Genomic DNA, 19229 nt, shown 5'->3' on the forward strand with positions numbered 1-19229 from the left:
TCAAGAGAAACGAACAGTAATGAACAAGATTTCCCCGAGTACGGCGTGGCGGTGAGTGGGTGTGAGGACAGGCGTGGGGGTCGCGGAACAAGCTGTTACTTGTCCCGTGACCCCGGGGTGATGCGCCCGGTTACCTCGCCGAGGCCGAGGCCGAGGCGGGACCCGTCGGAGCCACGTGCCCAGGCGGAGATTGTGAGCTCGTCGCCGTCTTCGAGGAAGGTGTGGTGCTTGCCGTTGACGAGGAGGGGTTCGCGGCCTCCCCAGGTCAGCTCGATGAAGGAACCGCGCTGGTTCTTCTCCGGGCCGCTGACGGTGCCGGACGCGTACAGGTCGCCGGTGCGGACGCTGGCGCCGTTGGCGGTCAGGTGGGCGAGCATCTGGGCGGGGGACCAGTAGAGGTCGCGGTACGGCGGGCTGCTGACCAGGTGACCGTTCAGGTAGACCTCGAAGGTGATGTCGTAGTTCACCAGGTTCTTGCCGGCCAGGTACGGCAGCACGGGTGGGTCCTGGGCCGGGAGGGGTACGGCGGATGCCGCGAGGGCGTCGAGGGAGACGACCCAGGGGGAGATGGACGTGGCGAAGGACTTGCCGAGGAACGGGCCCAGCGGGACGTACTCCCAGGCCTGTAGGTCGCGGGCCGACCAGTCGTTGACGAGCACCACGCCGTACACGTGCTCCTCGAAATCCTCAACAGACACAGGCTTTCCGAGCGTCGACGGTGTGCCGACGACGTACCCGAGCTCGACCTCGATGTCGAGTCGCTGGGACCGGCCGTACGTCGGGACCGTCGCGTCCGAGGCCTTGCGCTGGCCGGACGGGCGGACGATGTCGGTGCCGCTGGCAACGATCGTGCCGGCGCGGCCGTGGTAGCCGACCGGGAGGTGCTTCCAGTTCGGGAGCAGTGGCTCGGAGTCCGGGCGGAACAGCCGGCCGAGGTTCGTCGCGTGCTGCTCGGAGGCGTAGAAGTCGACGTAGTCGGCGACCTCGACGGGGAGTTGCATGCCGACCGCCGACTGCGGGATCAGATGCGGCTCCACCGTGTCCCGCTCGGCGGAGTTGCTGACCAGGTCGAGCAGCCAGTTCCGGGTCGCACGCCAGGCCGGGCGGCCGAGGGCGAGGAACGCGTTCAGGCTCGGCTGCGCGAACAGCTGGGCGCCGTCCAGCATCTGTGCCGACGCGACCGGTGCGAGGTCGATAACCTGGTCGCCGATCGCGGCGCCTACCCGCGGCTCCTCGTCGCCGTGCCGGAACACGCCGAGCGGCAGGTTCTCCGGCCCGAACGGCGAGCCGTCCGGGATGTCGATCCAGCTCATGATGCCTCCGTCAAACCCAGTGTTGTCAGGTCGTTCCGCGGTTCGTCGATGCTGCACGATCCGAACGACGTGAACCATCGCCGGGTGCTTGCCGCCTGGTCGTCGGTCAGCCCGCGGGCCTGCTCGGCCAGTGCCTGGCCGTCGCGCCGCTCCAGCAGTTGAATCAGCTCGTCGTGCGCAGCCCCGTCGAGCGACGCGCGGGTCGCCAGCAGCACGTTGAGGAAGCCGTGGTGCTCGAATCCCGTGTCCTCGGCGGTATGGCGGACCGCGTTGTGCAGCCCTGCCGTGCACTTGAAGGCGACCTCCCGATCGAGGCAGGCCGTGATGAAGGACGCCACCTGGCCGGCCGACGGGAACAGGGCGGCGTCCATCCCGCCGGTGCGTAGTTTCGCGGCGTACCCGGCGTCGGCGACCACGTCGAGCGCACGCTCCCACGCTCCGTCCAGGCCGAGTTCGACGTACGCCGTCTCCTCGTCGAGGCAGCCGTCGCACGCGCGGACGACGCGCAGCGCGTTGCGGGACAGGTCGTCCTCGTCGCGCAGCCGGACCTCGACCGCGGCCACCTCGACGTCCTTCGAGCGGTCGCCCCAACGGATCGCGGGCTCGATCCCGCCGGCGCCGCCGGAGATCACCACCGAAACCCGCAGCGGGCCGGAGCCCCCGCCGGTGCGGGCGGTCTCGGCGACCTTCAGCAGGTCCTGGTCGGTGCAGACGAGCGGGCCGACCAGGTCGGCGTACGGCGACTGCAGGTGCGAGCGGTGGGCGGGGACCGCTTCGGGCAGCGGCAGGTCGCCTGGGGGGAACATCGACGCGTCGTCGACCAGGTGCCGGTACAGGGCAGGGACGGTTGACATGCTCCAGAGCCTAACGGATGCTTTCGGTAAGCGGACGCACGCGTTCGATTATCGTTCAACGGAGTAAGTATGGCGTTCTATCGGCAGGTCGGGGAAGTACCACCGAAACGGCACACCCAGTTCCGGAAACCGGACGGCGGGCTGTACTACGAGGAGCTGATGGGCGAGGAGGGCTTCTCGTCCGACTCCTCGCTGCTGTACCACGCCGGCGTACCGTCCGCGCTCGTCGACTCCCAGGTGTGGGACCTGCCGGACCTGGCCACCGTCCCGAACCACCCGCTGACGCCGCGCCACCTGAAGCTCCACGACCTGTTCACCGACACGTCCAAGTCGAACGCCGTCGAGGACCGTCGCCTGGTGCTCGGCAACGGTGACGTCCGGATCTCGTACGTCGTCGCCGAGCAGCCGTCGCCGTACTACCGGAACGCGATCGGCGACGAGTGCGTGTACGTCGAGAAGGGCTCGGCCACCGTCGAGACCGTCTTCGGCGTACTGAACGCGGTCGAGGGCGACTACGTGATCATCCCGCGCGCGACCACGCACCGCTGGCTGCCCGGGCCGGACGGCGTGCACGCCTACGCCATCGAGGGCAACTCGCACATCGCGCCGCCGAAGCGCTACCTGTCCCGGTACGGGCAGTTCCTCGAGCACTCGCCGTACTGCGAACGCGACCTGCACCCCACCACCGAGCCGTTCGTCGAGGAGGGGACGGACGTCGAGGTGCTGGTGAAGCACCGCGGGAACGGTCCCGGCGGGATCGTCGGCACGCGGATGACGTACGCGACGCACCCGTTCGACGTGGTCGGGTGGGACGGCTGCCTGTACCCGTACACGTTCAACGTGAGCGACTTCGAGCCGATCACCGGGCGGGTGCACCAGCCGCCGCCCGTGCACCAGGTGTTCGAGGGGTACAACTTCGTGGTCTGCAACTTCGTGCCGCGGAAGGTCGACTACCACCCGCTGTCGGTGCCGGTGCCGTACTACCACTCGAACGTCGACTCCGACGAGGTGATGTTCTACTGCGGCGGCGACTACGAGGCCCGGAAGGGCTCCGGGATCGGGCTCGGGTCGATCTCGCTGCACCCGGGCGGGTACGCCCACGGCCCGCAGCCGTCCGCGATCGAGGCGTCCCTCGGCGCCGAGCGGTTCGAGGAGCTGGCGGTGATGGTCGACACCTTCCGCCCACTCGAACTGGGTGAAGGCGGCCAAGCGGCAGACGACGGCGTCTACGCCTGGACCTGGGCCGGAAGGCGCAAAAACTGACGGTGTGTGGGACTCTTTCCCGGTGAGTGAGGACGGGGACGCAACTTCACAGGTCGCGGAGCTGGACGCGGCAGACGACACGCCGGAGGTAGCGATGCCGCCAGGTGATTCGGGACAACCGTTCGTGGTCGGGATCGACCGGGACGCGGTGCTGCGCCGGCGCGAGGTGGTGCGGACCGTGGAGCGGCGTGGCGCCTGGGCGACGGCGATCCTCGGCGCGATCGGCATCGTCGCCGCGGTCTACGCGCTGTTCGCGTTCCGCGGCTCCGGGATGTGGCCGTTCGCGCTGCTGCTGATCCTGGCGATGCTCCCGCTGGTGCTCAGCACGCTGCTGGTGTACCGCGTACAGACCGACCGGCAGCAGTGGTACGACGCGAACGAGCTGCCGCCGGTCGCGATGCGGATCTCGGTGAAGGGCCTCGAACTGGCGTGCGACGGCGCGGCGTTCCCCGTCGTACTGCCGTGGGCGACCGTCCGCGGCTTCACCCAGCACAAGCTGCTCGGTCAGTACATGCTCGACCTGGCGCTGGAGCGCGGCGTCGGCGCGACCACCGCGGGCGTCCGCGGGCTCGACCAGCGGCCGGTCCGCAGCGTCGTCAAACCCAACCCGCTGCTCCGGCCCACCGGCATGTTCCTGATCAAGGCCCTCGACCAGCCCGTCCACGTCATCGACGAAGCCCTCCGCCACTTCTCGAACGGCACCGCCGGCGTACAGCGCTAGGGCATGGGGCCGGGAGTCACGCCCTAGCAGGGCAGCGAGCGGTAGGTGTACCCCTGCTGGGTGAGTTTCGTGAGGGCTTGATCCAGGGCGGCGACGGTTTGGGAGCGGTTGCCGCCGCCGTCGTGCATCAGGATGATCGCGCCGGGGCGGGCGCCGGCCATGATCGCGTGCTCGACGTGGGCGGTGCCGGGCTTCTCCCAGTCCTTCGTGTCGACGTCCCAGAGGACCTCGCGCTGGTGGTACGCCGCGGCGATCGCCTGCACCTTCGCGTTGGTGCCGCCGCCCGGCGGGCGTAGGCACTTCGACTTGATGCCCATCGCGATCTCCTGCTGGACCTTGGCGTCCGGCAGCAGCGTGAGCGTCTTGTGGTCGAACGTGTGGTTGCCGATCCGGTGCCCGGCGGCGCGCTCGGCGGCGATCAGGTCGGGGTACTGCGCCACCTGGATCCCGAGCACGAAGAAGGTGGCCTGCGCGTGGTGCTTCCGCAGTACCTGAAGAACCTTCGGCGTCCACTCGTGCTGCGGGGCCGTCGTCGAAGGTCAGGTAGAGGACCTTCCCGTGGCCGGCCAGGTTCCAGTCGTCCGCGGGCAGTGTCGTCGGGGTCGTCGGGGTCGGCTGCACCGGCTGCGTGCTCTCCTTGCCGGCCGACGGTTCACCACGCTTCGACGTACCGGGCGTACTGAGGAGTCCGTGGTCCGGCGTCGTACTGACCACGGGCGCGGCGGACGTCACGGAAGGACCGGACGGCGAGGCGGCTTGGGCGAGGACGGCACCGCACAGCAGGGCGGCGACCAGCGGCAAGAGTTTGCCGGGCGGCCCGGTCACGGGGCCTCCCGCCCTGGACTGAGGAGCGGAGGGAGCGAAGCGACCGGAGCGACGAGGGAAGGGCGGGAGCTGAAGCCCCGTGACCCGCCGCGCCGGAGGCGTGGCATGAGGGCGGTCATGGGCGGCATCCTCTCGCGAGGAAGGGGGCATCCGTTCACCGGGCCGGGGCGTGTCTCGCTTATCGTGTGCACTCGTGCCGGAGATCCCGGCGAAGCGACCTTGTGAGGCGGGGCGATGACCGACAGCGGTGAGCGGAACACGATGACGCGACGCACAGTGATCGGTGCGGGGATCGGTGCGGGGATCGGCGGCGCGGCGGCGCTGACCGCGGCCGGATTCGAGCCGGCGCCGGCGTTCGCGGGCGGTTCGGGGAAGACGGTCCGGCTGACCGTGATGGGCACCACCGACCTGCACGGCAACGTGTTCAACTGGGACTACTTCAAGAACGCCGAGTACGACGACTCCGCGCACAACGACATCGGCCTGGCGAAGATCTCCACGCTGGTCAGCGCCGTCCGGGACCGGATCGCGGCGGACCGGCACGCGCCGCGCCCGCTGATGCTGGACGCGGGCGACACCATCCAGGGCACCCCGCTGGCCTACTACTACGCGAAGATCGAGCCCATCACCGGCGGCCACACGCACCCGATGGCGGCCGCGATGAACCGGATCGGGTACGACGCCGCGGCGCTCGGCAACCACGAGTTCAACTACGGCCTCGACATCCTCCGCAAGTTCCAGCGCCAGTTGCGTTTCCCGCTGCTCGGCGCGAACGCCCAGGACTGGACGACCGGCCTGCCCGCGTTCCCGCCGTACGTGCTGAAGCGGGTGCACGTCCCAGGCGAGAAGCCGATCACGGTCGGCATCCTCGGCCTCACGAACCCGGGCATCGCGATCTGGGACAAGGCGAACGTCGAGAACAAGCTCAAGTTCGGCGGCATCGTCGAGCTCGCGCGGCAGTGGGTCCCGAAGGTCCGCGCCGCGGGCGCCGACCTCGTGATCGCCTCGGTGCACTCGGGCATGGACCTGTCCTCGTCGTACGGCGACGCGCTGCCGTACCCGGAGAACGCGTCCGTACTGATGGCCGAGACCGTCCCGGGCATCGATGCCGTACTGGTCGGCCACGCGCACCTGGAGATCCCGGAGCGCCTGGTCACGAACAAGACCAGCGGCGAGCAGGTCGTGCTGAGCGAGCCGCTGAAGTGGGGCATGCGGCTGTCGCTGTTCGACCTGGACCTGCAGAAGGTCCGCGGACAGTGGAAGGTAGTCGCCCGGCACAGCCAGGTGCTGAACGCGAACACCGTCGACGCCGACCGGGACGTGGTCGCGCTGCTGCAGAAGGACCACGACAAGGTCGTCCAGTACGTGAACTCGAAGATCGGCACCTGCACCGAGGCGATGTCCGCGGCGACCGCGCCGTGGGAGGACACCGCCGCGCTCGACTTCGTGAACTTCGTCCAGGCGGACGCGGTGTCGAAGGCGCTCGCCGGTACGCCGCAGGCCTCGCTGCCGGTGCTGGCGATCGCGGCCCCGTTCAACCGGGACGCGGCGATCCCGGCCGGTGACGTATCGGTCCGCGACGTCGCGGGGCTGTACGTCTTCGACAACACGCTGCTCGCGGTGACGATGACGGGCACGCAGGTCAAGGAGTACCTCGAGTTCTCCGCGCAGTACTTCAAGCAGATCAGTGGCACCGGCCCGTTCCCGTCGGACCAGGTCACCAACGCGCCGACGTCGACCGCGCCGAACGGTACGCCGGACTACAACTACGACATCGTCGGCGGCCTGACCAAGCCGCTGACGTACAAGATCGACATCGCCAAGGCGCCCGGCGCGCGGATCACCGACCTCGCGTACGGCGGCACCCCGGTCGCCGCCGACCAGCAGTTCGTTGTCGCGGTCAACAACCACCGCCAGTCCGGCGGCGGCAACTTCCCGCACATCAAGACCGCCCCGGTGGTCTACAACCGCCAGGTCGAGATCCGCCAGCTGATGATCGACTACGTGACCACCACCGGCACCGTCGACCCGAAGACCTTCCACACCACCGACTGGTCCCTGACCTCCAACGGCACCCCGATCACCGTCACCACCTGAACCTGCAGGCATACACAACCTGCCAGGTGCCGCCCAGCCTGTCCGACCGGTTGACCGATTCCCGGGATCATCCGGCAGGGCAGGCTGCGGCCGGGGACGCGATCCCGCCGGGCAGCCCGGCGTTCGCGCTGACCCGCGAGCACCTCGACAACCTCCGTCGTACCGTCGAGTCTGCCCCGGAGCGGTCATGAGCACCTTTCCGGAAAGAATCCGTCGCCACGCGACGAGAAGTTTCCGGAAACTGGCGGAGATGACGACCTACGAGGCGGCGGTGCGGGAGGCGCCGCTGGTGATCATCCCGGTCGGCCGCCGGTCCCGTACGGCGTCTCCCCGCACCACATCGCGTTCGCCGGCACGATGAGGTTGTCACCGGCAACCTTTCTGCAGGTACTGCGGGACCTGGTCGGGCACCGCGGCAACAACCCGGCCTGTCCGTGCTCGCGCAGGAGTACGTCCGCACCGGCGTGACGTACGCGTGGACGCCGGTCACGTCCGTGGTGCCGGACCTGATCACGGACGTCAGCGCCGTACACGGCCACGCCGGCGAGGCGGAGACCGCGCAGGCGTCCCCCTAGAAGCCCCCGTCAAGGTTCCCGCCCGTGTGTGTGCCGGTCGACAGGTAGAGCACCGGCGAGACGCCGTACGCGCGATCACGTTTACGCTCAGGTGCACTACCTGACCGGTCGACACCTCCTGTCGAGAATGCACACCAGGAGGGCGCCGCCACCAAGGCGTTGTCGCCGGCCTGCGTCGGTACCTGGTGCGTCCCCGCAGGAGGCAATAGGTCAGTCGTCGCGGAGCGGTGTCCGTCTAGGTGACGGTGATGCCGGCGTTGCGGAGGTCGGTCAGGGCTTGGTGGGTGGTGGGTTCGGCTACGCCGGCGGTGAGGGTGGTGAGGACGGTGGTGTCGAAGCCCTGGGCCTTGGCGTCGAGGGCGGTGGCACGGACGCAGTAGTCGGTGGCGATGCCGCAGACGTCGACGTCTGTGACGCCCTTGCCGCGGAGCCAGTCGGCGAGTGGGTGGCCGCCTTCGTGGGACTTGCCTTCGAAGCCGGAGTACGCCGCGGCGTACTCGCCCTTGTCGAAGATCGCGTCGAACGGTTGCGGGTCGAGGTTCGGGTGGAAGCTGACGCCGTCGGTGCCGGCCACGCAGTGCGGAGGCCAGGAGTTCACGAAGTCGGGCGTCTTGGAGAAGTGGTCGCCCGGGTCGATGTGGTGGTCACGGGTGGCCACGACGTACGCGTACTGCCGCTCGTCCGGCTCCGCCTCGTGCCACTCGTGCAGCAGCTCGCCGATCCGGAACGCGACGTCGGCGCCGCCGGCGACGGCCAGGCTCCCGCCCTCGCAGAAGTCGTTCTGCACATCAACCACGATCAGTGCCCGGGCCATCGCGCCGCTCCTTTGCCGGAGTACTCCTGAGCCCACCGTACAAGCGCCGACGCCGTCCAGGCTGCATTACGAGGGAATCAGGTCGCCGCCCGTGACGTGCAGGAGCTGGCCCTGGATCGACCTGGTACGCGGGGACGTGAGGAACAGGATCGCGTCGGCGAGCTCGGACGCGTCCGGCAGGTGCCGCGCGGTGAAGCCGGCCGCGATCCGCTCCAGCGCGGGCTGCGGAATCACTCGGTGTACGCCGTTCTCCAGCGTGATCCCGGGCAGTACGACGTTGACGAGTACGCCGTCCGCGCCCAGATCGTGCTGCAGGCTCGCGGCCAGGCCGTGCAGCCCCGCCTTGGCCGCGCCGTACGCCCAGGAACCGGCCATGCCGCGTTCCGCCAGGTCGGTCGAGAGCAGGACGAGCCGCCCATGTTCCGAGCGCCGCAGCGCGGGCGCGACCTGCTGCACCAGGTGGAAGTTCCCTTCGAGGTTCGCCCGGATGATCCCGGTCCACCACTCCGGCCGGGACTCCTCGATCCGCGACGGCCGCTCGTCGTACCCGAGCGTGCCCCAGCTGACCGCGTTCGCGACGACCGCGTCGAGACCGCCCCAGTGCTCGACGGTCGAGGCGACCGCCGCGGCGATGGTCTCCGGCGCACCGAGATCCATCGGTACGACGTACGCCGTGCCGCCGGCCGCCTCGATCTCCTCCGCGACCGCCTCGGCGGCGTCCTTCCGGGTGTTGTAGGTGATCGCGACCCGCGCGCCTTCCCGCCCGTACGCGATCGCGGTGTCCCGCCCGATCCCGGACGACCCGCCGGTCACCAGCACTGCCACGTCCTTGAAACCCAGGTCCATGACCCGTCCTCCTGGTTATAGTTAGTCGGCTAAGCAGAAAACTTAGCCGACTAATAAACTCGATGCAAGCCCGGTTTCCGGAAGCCATGTGCTGACAGTTATGGTTTGACGGCGCATTGTTACCGAGTCATGGGGCCGGCATCTTCCGCCGGGGCGGGCCCTTGGGGGGTTCGTTCATGAAGAAGGCCGTTCTGGCCGCGGTTGTCGCCGCGGCCGTCATTGCTGCTGCGTTGGTTCCGTCCGGGCCTGCGGTGCAGGCTGCGACCGGGAGCGCGGCGCGCAGTGCGCCGCGCGGGTTCGGGTCCGCGTTGTCGTCGGTGGAGCAGCTGTCCTGGCAGACGAACGCGAGCGTGAACGCGGTCGCCGTCGCCGGGGACCTGGTGTTCGCCGGTGGTCTGTTCACCCGGGTCCGGCCGCCGGGCAAGGCCCGTGGCGTGGGGGACGTGGCGCGGAAGTACTTCGTGGTGCTCAACCGGACCACCGGCGTACCGACGCGGTTCGCGCCGAGCGTGAACGGGCCGGTCTGGAGCATCGCCGCGTCGCCGGACGGCCGCCGGGTCGTGATCGGCGGCGACTTCACCGTGGTGGACGGCGTACCGCGGTCCCGGGTGGCGATGTTCGACGTTGCCACCGGCAAGCTCGTGGCCGGCTGGGACCCGGTGGTGAACTACCGCGTCGCCGCACTGAAGGTCACCGCCGGCACGGTCTATCTCGGCGGCTCGTTCGGCGCCGTCGACAAGGTCGCCCGGGAGCGCCTCGCCGCGGTCGCGCTGAGCACCGGCGCGCTGCTGCCGTGGGACCCGGGCGCGAACGACGACGTCCACGCGCTCGAGGTGTCGACCGACGGTGCGCGGGTCTTCGTCGGCGGCGGGTTCACCACGATCGGCGGCCGCGACCAGCACGCGCTCGCGATGCTGAACGCCCGGACCGGCGCGGTGCTCGCGATGCCCGCCGCGGCCGCGATCCCGCCGCTGTCCGAGGAGTGCGACAGCCGGGTCAAGGACCTCGAGGTCCAGGGAGACAAGGTGTTCGCGTCCAACGCCGGCACCAACAGCATGCAGTGCTACGACGGCGTGCTCGCCGCGGACAGCACGACCGGCAAGCTGCTCTGGCAGAGCAAGTGCCTGGGCGCGACCGAGGCGATCGTTGCGATCGGCAACTGGCTGTACAAGGGCTCGCACGCCCACGACTGCAGCGCGGACGGGGAGTTCCCCGACAAGACCGGCATGCATCACCTGCTCGTCTACAGCACGATCACCGGCAAGCTCGGTCCCTGGTTCCCGAACACGGATGCCGGCGGTACGACGCTGGTCGGCCCACTCGCGTTCGCGTCCGGCGGCAACGACCTCTGGGCGGGCGGTGACTTCACGGCGGTGAACGGCAAGCCGCAGGAGGGGCTGACCCGGTTCACCGACGTACCGGGCGGTGCCGCGCCGGCGCGTCCGGCCGCGCCGAAGGTGGCGAGCGCGCGGCCGAACAAGGTGACGATCGCCTTCGAGACCGTGCTCGACCGCGACAACCTGACGCTCACCTACCTGCTGTACCGCGGCAACACCCGGATCGGCAGCTGGTCGCGGACGTCGAACTCGTGGACCAGGCCGACCGTCACCTCGGTGACCGACTCCGGCCTGACCAGCGGTCAGACGCTGTCCTACCGCGTCGAGGTCAGCGACGGCCGCAACGTCAGCAGGAGCGCCGCGGCCACCGTCAAGGTCCGCTGACCGCTAGCACCGGGTTCCACGAGCAGGTACGACGAGCTCGGCCAGGTAGGCGTCGATCTTCGCCCGGGCGCACGCGTTGAACTGGTACAACGTGTGCCCGGGCCCGTCGTGGTAGATCGACCCGCTGCCCGGCACCTGGTCGACCACCCGCGACGCCGCCTGGAACTCGCTCCAGTTCCCGGCCATCAGCAGCGGCGGCAGACCGTCCGGCAACGCGGCCGGCCGGTTGCGTACTGGGATCGGCCAGCCGACGCAGGACAGCATCGCCTGCTCGATCGTCGCCACCGCCCCGGTGTACGGCGCGGCCGCGCGCATCCGGCGTACCTGCTGCTCGAGTTGCCGGTGGTCGGCCGGGTGCGGCCAGTCGGTGCACTCCACGACACCCGGCGAGGCGGTCATCGCGAACGGCGCGTTCGGCGGATCCGGGATGAAGCCCGACGCGTCCCCAGTCGACGCGGCCTTCTCGAGTGCCGCGGCGAGTCGCGGGTACGACGCCGCGCCCACCCGCGCGAGGGCGACACCTTGCGCGCGGATGTCGTCGCCGCCGTACTTCACGTCGCCGGCCGGTAGCGGTGTCCGATCGGCGCGGGCCGTGATCCGCTGCCAGAGGGCCGGCGCGTTCGCGCAGTTTCCTTGCGTACGGCACCAATCGAAGAACCGGATCAGGTAGCTCTGGACGTCCCGCGCGAGCCGCGCCAGCTCACGGTCCCAGTCCGCGGCGCTGTGGTTCCAGGTCCCGTCCAGCACCATCGCGCGGACCCGCTGCGGGAACAGCTGCGCGTACGCCTGCCCGATGAACCCGCCGTACGACGCGCCGTAGAAGCTCGTCTGCCGCTCGCCGAGCGCCTGCCGGATCGCGTCGGCGTCGCGGGCGTGGGTGGCCGAGTCCATCGCGCCGAACAGCTCCGGATCCTTCGCCTGGCAGCGTTCCGCGGCCGCGCGGTTGGTGGCCGCGATGCGATCGAACTCCGCCTGGTCCCGCGGCAGCGCCGGGATCCGGGCCCCGGTCCAGTCGCACCGGAGGTTCGTACTGAGGCCGGGGAGGTTCGGCCCGCCGCGGAGGTCCCAGGTGACGATGTCCATCTTCTGCCGCAGCCCGGCGAAGGACTCCCCGCCGCCGTACTTGCGCATGAGATCGATGCTGATGCCGACCGGGCCGCCGAAGTTGACCAGCACCGAGCCTTTCGGCTTCGGGGCCGTGGAGCGGAGCCGGCCGATGGTCAGCGTGAGCCGGCGGCCGTTCGGGTGGTCCCAGTCGACCGGGACCTTCAGCGTGGCGCATTGGATCCCGACCGAGCCGGGGCCGCCGGGGCATTCGCCCCAGGTGAGCGTTTGGGCGGGTGGGGTGAGGACGTTGGTCGTCAGCATCCCGCTCGCCGCGAGTGCGAGTAGTTTCAGCATGCGGCTCACGGTTCCGCGGATTCCCCGTCCGCACATCGGACCAGGAGCCGTCGGACCACGGTCCGAGGCGAGGTGCCGAGCCGTCGGCTAGGTTCGACGCGTGACGGAGTACGGCTTGGCCAGGCGGCAGTTGATCGCCGTGGACTGCTTCGTCGCGATCGGGTACGCCGTACTCGTCCTGGCCACCACATCCACCACAGCAGGGCTCGTTGCGCTGGGGCTCACCCTGCCGATCGCGGTACGGCGGATCTGGCCGGTGCCCGCGTTCGCGATCGCGGCGGTCGTCTCGGTCGTCGCCGTCCTCGCGAACGCGCTTCGCGATCCGCTCCTGGCGGCCGCCTACGTCCTGTACGTCGTCGCGCTCACCCGGCCCTCGTCCCGCCCGGTGTCGAGCCGCCGCCTGCTCGGGCTGGCCGGCGGGCTCGGGTTCGTCGTACTGCTGCTCGCCGTGGTGGCCGGTGCGCCGGCAGGTCAGTCGCGGGCCGCGGTCGTGCTGACCGGGTTCGCCGCGCTGTACGGCGCGTGGGTCCTCGGACAGGTCGTCCGGGACCGGCGCGCGGCGGCCGCCCGCGCCGCGCAGGCGCTCGCCGAGCAGGCCGTCGCCGCGGAACGGTTGCGGATCGCCCGCGAGCTGCACGACATCGTTGCCCACAGCATGGGTCTGATCGCGGTCAAGGCCGGAGTCGCGAACCATGTCCTGCAGGTCCGTCCGGAGGAGGTGTCCGACGCGTTGTCCGTGATCGAGTCGACCAGCCGGGACGCGTTGGTCGAGCTGCGGCACATGCTCGGACTGCTGCGGACGTCCGACGACGAACCCGCGGACCTCACCCCGCCTGCCGGGCTGGCCGCGCTGCCGGAGCTGGTCGCCCGCGTCGAGTCCACCGGCGTCCGCGTCGACCTCACGCTCGACGTACCCGAACCGCTCCCGGAGGCCGTCGGGCTGACCGTCCACCGGATCGTCCAGGAGTGCCTCACGAACGTCACCAGACACGCCCGCGCCGACCACTGCCGCATCACGGTCACCGGCAGCGGGAACGCAGTACACGTGGAAGTGACCGACGACGGCGCCGGCGGTACGGCGGTCGAGGGACACGGGCTGATCGGGATCCGCGAGCGCGTCAGCGTGTACGGCGGGACGTACCGCGCCGGGCCGTTGCCGGGTGGCGGCTTCGAGGTCGTCGTACGGCTGCCGCATGCCTGAGATCCGGGTTTTGGTCGCCGACGACCAGGCGTTGCTGCGCGGGAGCTTCCGGGTGCTGATCGACACCACGCCGGGGCTGATCACGGTCGGCGAGGCGGCGAACGGTGTCGAGGCCGTCGAGCTCGCGCGCCGGGAGCAGCCCGACGTCGTACTGATGGACGTCCGGATGCCCGTGCTGGACGGCATCGAGGCCACCCGGCAGATCTGCTCCGAGAGTGTCAGGACCAAGGTGCTGATCCTGACGATGTTCGACCTCGACGACGCGGTGTACGCCGGGCTGCGCGCCGGGGCGAGCGGCTTCCTGCTGAAGGACGTACCGCCGGTCGAACTGCTCCAGGCGATCACCGTCGTCGCGGCCGGCGAGGGACTGCTCGCACCGTCGATCACGCGCCGGCTGATCGCGGAGTTCGCGCGGCTGGCCGAGCCCGGGCAGGCGCCGCTGGCCGGGCTGACCGGCGTGACCGACCGCGAACGCGAGGTCCTGACGCTGATCGCGCGCGGCCTGTCGAACCAGGAGATCTGCGACCACCTGAACGTCGGCCGTGGCACCGTGAAGACCCACATCGGCCACCTCCTCGCCAAGCTCCACGCCCGCGACCGCGCGCAGCTGGTGATCGCCGCCTACGAGTCGAACCTGGTCCAACCACGCCGCCGCTGACCTACGGAGAGTGAGTCTGCGGGGTCGGCGATAATCGGGGGGTGACGGGTCCCGAGCAGTTGGCAGTTGTCGGTGCGGGGCTGGGTGCGGGGATTCTTACGTCGACCGTCGGTGTCGCTTCGTTGCTGAGCTTTCCGGTGCTGATCGCGTTGGGGATTCCGCCGGTGGTTGCGAACGCGTCCAACACGCTGGGTTTGCTTCCGGGGGCGCTGAGTGGCGCGTTCGGGTACCGGCGTGAGCTGCGGGAGGTGCCGCGCCGGCAGGTCGTTGTCGTCGTACTCGTCTGTGCCGTCGGCGCGATCGGCGGCGCGGCCCTGCTGCTGGCGCTGCCGTCCCGGGTGTTCGCGTCCGCGGCACCGTGGCTGATCCTCTTCACCTGCCTGACCGTCGGCGTCCAGCCGTGGATCTCCCGGTGGCTGCGTTCCCACTCCCAGCACCCGCACGACCTCCGCCGATCGATGACCCCGGCGACCATCGCCGGCACCGCGTTGACCGGCGTGTACGGCGGCTACTTCGGCGCAGGCGCCGGCGTGATGATGATGGCCGTCCTGGGCCTCGGCCTGGACCTGGAACTCCGCGTCGTCAACGGGTTGAAGACCCTCGCCCTACTCGCCGCCAACCTGGTCGCCGGCACCATCTTCCTCTTCATCGCCGACCTCAACCTCCCCGCCGCCGCCCTTCTCGCCACGGGATCCGTCATCGGCGGCTACCTCGGCGCCCACATAGGCCGCCGCCTCCCCGCCACCTACCTCCGCACCCTGATAGTCCTGGCCGGCCTCACCGCCGCCACCCTGATGCTGTTCTAGAGGTGCGGGACGATCGCGAGGGCCGTGATCAGCAGGCAGATGGTGCCGTTGAGGTACGGGTGGCTGGCCAGTACCGCGATGAACTCGCGGATTGTTGCTGTTGGCCAGTAGTAGGCCGCAGTGGGGGAGCCGACGACCTGGCCGTTCACCTTTGCCTTGCGGGCGGTGAGGGCGGCGCGGAAGGCGTGGAAGTTGTTCGTGACGATCAGGCAGCGGTACGCCGGGCGCAAGCCGGCCATCAGGTCCCGGCTGAAGGTCAGGTTCTCCCAGGTGGTGGTTGACCTGTCCTCGCGGAGGATCTGGTCCTCCGGTACGCCGTGCTCGACGAGGTACGCCGCCATCGCGTGGGACTCGGGCAGGTCCTCACCCGGGCCTTGGCCGCCGGACGTCACGATCCGGGGCGAGCGGCCCTTGCGGAGCGCCCGCTCGTACACCTGCCGTGCGCGGTCGAGGCGGCTCGCGAGCAGCGGCGGGACGCGCGATCCGATCAGGCCGGAGCCGAGTACGACGACGAAGTCCACCTTCCGCGACGAGCGGACCCGGCTGTAGAAGAACGCGTACACCAGGAAGCAGAGGAAGAGGAACGAGATATAGGTCAGTACGCCGAGCAGCACCGACCGTACGGCGGCCAGCGGCTCCCACCCGATCTTCTGCACCAGCACGCTGAAGATCACGAATCCGATGATCCCGAGCCCGACGATCAGCGACAGCAGGTTCGACAGCCGGCGGCGTTCCCGGCGCAGCATCGTCACCCCGTTGATCACCAGGAACACCGCGAGCAGGCCGATCGCCACCGGGATCGCGATCACGATCGCCCACACCATCGCGACCGCCACCGGCTTGCTCACCGTCTCGACCGCGAAGATCACGCCGAGCCCGGCGAACATCAACGTCAGAACCAGGAAGATCCCGTTCTTGAACAGCCGCCGGTCCCGCCAGAAACTGACGCCGAAGATCAGGAGCCAGAACCCGGCGGCACCGAAGCAGATGACCATCGGGCGCCATCCAACCACGCACGGTCGCCGGGGTGGGGGAGGCTCGGTGTGTGGACGGGACCAGGCCGATCCGGACCCGGTGTGCGAGGCTGCAGGAATGACGAGGAACTGGGCCGGAAACGTCGAGTTTGCGAGTGAACTGCGGCGACCACGCACGGTCGGGGAACTGCAGGAGTTGGTGGCGCGGGCCGAGAAGGTTCGGGTGCTGGGCACCGGGCACTCGTTCAACCGGATCGCCGACACCTCCGGTGTGCTCGTCGGCGTGCAGGAGTTGCCGCAGGTGATCGACATCGGCGACCCCGGCAGACATGGCGTGACGGTGTCGGCCGGGACGCGGTACGGCGAGATCACGGCCGCGCTGCAGGCCCGGGGGCTGGCGTTGCACAACCTCGGGTCGTTGCCGCACATCTCGGTGGCGGGGGCCTGTTCGACCGGTACGCACGGCTCGGGCGACACCAACGGGCCGCTCGCGGACGCGGTCAACGCGATCACGTTCGTGAACGCGGACGGCGAGCTCGTCACGCTCACCCGTGACGACCCGGACTTCGCGGGTTCGATCGTCTCGCTCGGGGCGCTCGGCGTCACCGTCAGCCTCACGCTCGACGTACAGCCGTCGTACGAGATCAGTCAGGTCGTGTACGACGGCGTGCCGGTCGACCGCCTGCAGTCGGACTTCGCCGACGTGATGGGCAGCGCGTACAGCGTCAGCGCGTTCACCGACTGGGTCGACCCGGAGGTCATGGTCTGGCGCAAGCGCCGCGAGCTGAGCGAACCCGAGCCGCAGTGGATGGGTGGCCGGCTCGCGGACGGCGCGCGGCACCCGATCAAGGTGATGCCGGCCGACTACGCGACCCAGCAGGGCGGCGTACCCGGGCCGTGGAACGAGCGGCTGCCGCACTTCCGGCTCGAGTTCACCCCGAGCAACGGCGACGAGCTGCAGTCCGAGTACTTCGTGCCGCGCACCCGGGCCGCCGAGGCGGTCGACGTACTGCGGGCCCTCGGCAACCGGTTCGCGCCGGTGCTGCAGGTGTCGGAGGTGCGGACCGTCGCCGCCGACGAGCTGTGGCTGAGCCCGAGCCAGGGCCGCGACACGGTGGCCCTGCACTTCACCTGGATCCAGGACGAGGCCGCGGTCCGGCCGGTCGTCGCGGACCTGGAGGAGGCGCTCGCCCCGCTGGACACCCGCCCGCACTGGGGCAAGGTCTTCGAGGCGGACGCGGCCACGCTGGCGGAGCGGTACCCGAAGGTGAAGGACTTCGTCGGACTCGCGGCGAAGTACGACCCGGCGGGCAAGTTCCGCAACGAGTACCTGGACACCTACCTGCCGCTATAGCTGGGTGACGTCCTCGAGGGTCGAGGTGATCGACCAGAGCAGGTTCCGGATGGTACGGCGGTCGTCGGCGGTCAGGTTGGCGAGGGCGCGGCGGCCGGCCCGGTCGTAGACCTCCTGGACGGTGTGCGCGAGCGCGACGCCGCGGTCGGTCAGCTCGATGCCGACCTGCCGCGCGTCGGTCGCGCTCTTCACCCGCCGTACCAGCCCGGCCGCCTCCATCCGCTGCGTGGTCTTGGTCGCGGTCGGTACTTCGACGTCCAGCACCTTCGCCAGCCGCGCCACCGGGAGCGAACCGTGGTGCAGGAGCTTCGCGAGCACCAGCTCCTGCCCGGTGTGCAGCTCGGTCCCGGCCAGCTCCTCGGCCACGGCCTTCCGCGCGGCCCGCTCCGCGAACCGCAGCGCGATCAGTACGTCGGCCTCGTCGGCAGGCGCGTCCGGCGACCACTCCTCACTCATGTGTGGCTCCGGGACCGGAACGGGTTCCGCGCGTCGTAGTCGCCGACGTACTCGGTGGGGATCGCCGGCTCGCCGCGGCTCAGCTGGTTGGCCGAGCGGGGCAGCTCGTAGCGGGCCTTCTCGTGGTGGGCCTGCGACTCCTCCGGCGTGGTCCGGCCGACGATCTTGCCGGACTCGACCAGCGACTTCAGCAGCATGCGGTCGTCGCCGTCGTCGACCGGCTGCTCGCCGACGCCGATCAGCTCGACCTCCGCGACACCGGCCGCGGACCGCCGGCGCAGCGCCCACTTCCGGCCACCGATCGAGATCTTGTCCGGGCTCTTCTTCGCCACCGGCACCAGCTCGCCGCTCGCGTCCTCCCGGGCGACCAGCTTGTACACGAACCCGCACGTCGGGTAGCCCGAGCCGGTGACCAGCGACGTACCGACGCCGTAGCCGTCCACGGGCGCCGGCGCGAGCGCGGCGATCTGGTACTCGTCCAGGTCGCTCGTCACGATGATCCGGGTCTTCGTCGCGCCCAGCGAGTCCAGTTGCTCACGGACCTGCGCGGCCAGCGACGGCAGGTCGCCGGAGTCCAGCCGTACGGCGCCGAGCTCCGGGCCGGTCAGCTCGATCGCGGTCCGGACCGCCTCGGCGACGTCGTACGTGTCGACGAGCAGCGTCGTACCCTTGCCGAGCGCGTCGAGCTGGGACCGGAACGCGTCCCGCTCGCGGTCGTGCAGCAGCGTGAACGAGTGCGCCGCCGTACCGGTGCTCGGGATGCCGTACCGGCGGGCGGCCTCCAGGTTCGAGGTGGCGCCGAAGCCCGCGATGTACGCCGCCAGCGCCGAGGCGGCCGCGGCCTCCTCGTGGGTCCGCCGGGAGCCCATCTCGATGCAGGGCCGCCCACCGGCCCACCAGGTCATCCGGGAGGCGGCCGAGGCGACCGCGGAGTCGTGGTTCAGGATCGACAAGAAAACGGTTTCCAGGAGGACTGCCTCGGCGAACGAGGACTCCACCACCAGGACCGGCGAGCCCGGGAAGAAGATCTCGCCGTCGGCGTAACCGGAGATGTCGCCGGTGAACCGGTAGCCTGCCAGCCAGTCCCGGGTAGCCTGGTCGACGACGCCGCGATCGGCCAGGAAGGCGATCGTCTGCTCGTCGAACCGGAACTGTTCGAGCGCGTCCAGGAGCCGGTTGACGCCGGCGACCACGCCGTACCGCCGACCGTCGGGCAGCCGCCGGGCGAACAGCTCGAACACCGAGCGGCGCTCCGCCGTGCCGTCCGCGAGCGCAGCCTGCAGCATGGTGAGTTCGTAATGATCGGTCAGCAGGGCCGTCGAGTGGGTCACGAGGGCAGCCTATTGCGAA

20 protein-coding genes and 1 pseudogene are annotated in these 19229 nt (G+C 70.1%); 12 read left to right on the plus strand and 9 right to left on the minus strand.

The window, feature by feature from the left end; all coding sequences use genetic code 11:
• Positions 1–95 precede the first annotated feature (95 nt).
• Entirely contained in the window at positions 96–1313 is a 1218-nt protein-coding gene (fahA, locus tag JOF29_RS32860; RefSeq protein WP_209698266.1) for a fumarylacetoacetase, read from the minus strand.
• The gene (locus JOF29_RS32865) at positions 1310–2167 is read right to left on the minus strand and encodes a hypothetical protein (RefSeq protein WP_209698267.1); all 858 of its coding nucleotides are present in this window, start codon (positions 2165–2167) and stop codon (positions 1310–1312) included. Before JOF29_RS32865 ends, fahA begins: the two co-directional genes overlap by 4 nt.
• 69 nt (positions 2168–2236) lie before the next feature.
• On the opposite strand from JOF29_RS32865, the gene JOF29_RS32870 reads away from it, so the two are divergent.
• Positions 2237–3430 carry a homogentisate 1,2-dioxygenase gene (locus JOF29_RS32870; RefSeq protein WP_209698268.1) on the plus strand — a complete coding sequence of 398 codons (1194 nt, stop codon included), beginning with the start codon at positions 2237–2239 and terminating at the stop codon, positions 3428–3430.
• 22 nt (positions 3431–3452) lie between these two features.
• Positions 3453–4151 carry a hypothetical protein gene (locus JOF29_RS32875; RefSeq protein ID WP_307863812.1) on the plus strand — a complete coding sequence of 233 codons (699 nt, stop codon included), beginning with the start codon at positions 3453–3455 and terminating at the stop codon, positions 4149–4151.
• Between the two features lie 23 nt (positions 4152–4174).
• Here JOF29_RS32875 and JOF29_RS32880 read toward each other — a convergent pair.
• Positions 4175–4657: pseudogene (locus JOF29_RS32880) on the minus strand (polysaccharide deacetylase family protein); the annotation flags it as partial.
• Positions 4658–4779: 122 nt separating this feature from the next.
• Between JOF29_RS32880 and JOF29_RS32885 the strand changes: the two are divergent.
• The 5 genes from JOF29_RS32885 (at position 4780) to JOF29_RS32905 (ending at position 7648) form a co-directional block, all read left to right on the plus strand.
• Positions 4780–4998, plus strand: coding sequence for a hypothetical protein (locus JOF29_RS32885; protein WP_209698269.1), 219 nt, complete (start codon positions 4780–4782; stop codon positions 4996–4998).
• A gap of 212 nt (positions 4999–5210) precedes the next feature.
• The gene (locus tag JOF29_RS32890) at positions 5211–7073 is read left to right on the plus strand and encodes a bifunctional metallophosphatase/5'-nucleotidase (RefSeq protein ID WP_245359688.1); all 1863 of its coding nucleotides are present in this window, start codon (positions 5211–5213) and stop codon (positions 7071–7073) included.
• Between the two features lie 26 nt (positions 7074–7099).
• Complete coding sequence (locus JOF29_RS32895; RefSeq protein WP_209698270.1) at positions 7100–7264, plus strand: hypothetical protein; 165 nt, start codon at positions 7100–7102, stop codon at positions 7262–7264.
• A 148-nt stretch (positions 7265–7412) separates the two neighbouring features.
• Positions 7413–7541 carry a hypothetical protein gene (locus tag JOF29_RS46140; protein ID WP_372446427.1) on the plus strand — a complete coding sequence of 43 codons (129 nt, stop codon included), beginning with the start codon at positions 7413–7415 and terminating at the stop codon, positions 7539–7541.
• Complete coding sequence (locus JOF29_RS32905) at positions 7508–7648, plus strand: hypothetical protein (RefSeq protein WP_209698271.1); 141 nt, start codon at positions 7508–7510, stop codon at positions 7646–7648. Before JOF29_RS46140 ends, JOF29_RS32905 begins: the two co-directional genes overlap by 34 nt.
• 235 nt (positions 7649–7883) lie before the next feature.
• Here JOF29_RS32905 and JOF29_RS32910 read toward each other — a convergent pair whose 3' ends face one another.
• A complete protein-coding gene (locus JOF29_RS32910) occupies positions 7884–8462 on the minus strand; it encodes an isochorismatase family protein (protein ID WP_209698272.1) in 579 nt (192 codons plus the stop codon).
• Between the two features lie 66 nt (positions 8463–8528).
• A complete protein-coding gene (locus JOF29_RS32915) occupies positions 8529–9308 on the minus strand; it encodes an SDR family NAD(P)-dependent oxidoreductase (RefSeq protein ID WP_209698273.1) in 780 nt (259 codons plus the stop codon).
• A 176-nt stretch (positions 9309–9484) separates the two neighbouring features.
• Between JOF29_RS32915 and JOF29_RS32920 the strand changes: the two genes are divergently transcribed.
• The gene (locus JOF29_RS32920; protein WP_209698274.1) at positions 9485–11029 is read left to right on the plus strand and encodes a WD40 repeat domain-containing protein; all 1545 of its coding nucleotides are present in this window, start codon (positions 9485–9487) and stop codon (positions 11027–11029) included.
• Positions 11030–11032: 3 nt separating this feature from the next.
• On the opposite strand, the gene JOF29_RS32925 is transcribed toward JOF29_RS32920, so the two are convergent.
• Positions 11033–12430 carry an alpha/beta fold hydrolase gene (locus JOF29_RS32925; RefSeq protein WP_209698275.1) on the minus strand — a complete coding sequence of 466 codons (1398 nt, stop codon included), beginning with the start codon at positions 12428–12430 and terminating at the stop codon, positions 11033–11035.
• Between the two features lie 100 nt (positions 12431–12530).
• Between JOF29_RS32925 and JOF29_RS45670 the strand changes: the two genes are divergently transcribed.
• The 3 genes from JOF29_RS45670 to JOF29_RS32940 are packed head-to-tail and all read left to right on the plus strand — an operon-like array spanning position 12531 to position 15095.
• The gene (locus tag JOF29_RS45670) at positions 12531–13631 is read left to right on the plus strand and encodes a sensor histidine kinase (protein WP_209698276.1); all 1101 of its coding nucleotides are present in this window, start codon (positions 12531–12533) and stop codon (positions 13629–13631) included.
• Positions 13624–14289 carry a response regulator gene (locus JOF29_RS32935; protein ID WP_209698277.1) on the plus strand — a complete coding sequence of 222 codons (666 nt, stop codon included), beginning with the start codon at positions 13624–13626 and terminating at the stop codon, positions 14287–14289. The genes JOF29_RS45670 and JOF29_RS32935 overlap by 8 nt, the downstream gene beginning before the upstream one ends.
• A gap of 41 nt (positions 14290–14330) precedes the next feature.
• Positions 14331–15095, plus strand: coding sequence for a sulfite exporter TauE/SafE family protein (locus tag JOF29_RS32940; protein WP_209698278.1), 765 nt, complete (start codon positions 14331–14333; stop codon positions 15093–15095).
• Here the strand turns inward: JOF29_RS32940 and JOF29_RS32945 are convergent.
• Positions 15092–16090, minus strand: a complete 999-nt coding sequence (locus tag JOF29_RS32945; RefSeq protein ID WP_209698279.1) for a YdcF family protein — start codon at positions 16088–16090, stop codon at positions 15092–15094. The genes JOF29_RS32940 and JOF29_RS32945 overlap by 4 nt on opposite strands.
• A gap of 97 nt (positions 16091–16187) precedes the next feature.
• Here JOF29_RS32945 and JOF29_RS32950 point away from each other — a divergent pair, with 97 nt between their 5' ends.
• On the plus strand, positions 16188–17423 hold the full coding sequence (locus JOF29_RS32950) for a D-arabinono-1,4-lactone oxidase (protein ID WP_209698280.1): 1236 nt from the start codon (positions 16188–16190) through the stop codon (positions 17421–17423).
• On the opposite strand, the gene JOF29_RS32955 is transcribed toward JOF29_RS32950, so the two are convergent.
• Positions 17418–17879, minus strand: coding sequence for a MarR family winged helix-turn-helix transcriptional regulator (locus JOF29_RS32955; RefSeq protein WP_209698281.1), 462 nt, complete (start codon positions 17877–17879; stop codon positions 17418–17420). The two genes, JOF29_RS32950 and JOF29_RS32955, sit on opposite strands and share 6 nt — an antisense overlap.
• On the minus strand, positions 17876–19210 hold the full coding sequence (locus JOF29_RS32960; RefSeq protein ID WP_209698282.1) for a nicotinate phosphoribosyltransferase: 1335 nt from the start codon (positions 19208–19210) through the stop codon (positions 17876–17878). The genes JOF29_RS32955 and JOF29_RS32960 overlap by 4 nt, the downstream gene beginning before the upstream one ends.
• Positions 19211–19229: the final 19 nt, after the last annotated feature.

The sequence above is a fragment of the Kribbella aluminosa genome (genome assembly GCF_017876295.1).
Taxonomy (GTDB): domain Bacteria; phylum Actinomycetota; class Actinomycetes; order Propionibacteriales; family Kribbellaceae; genus Kribbella; species Kribbella aluminosa.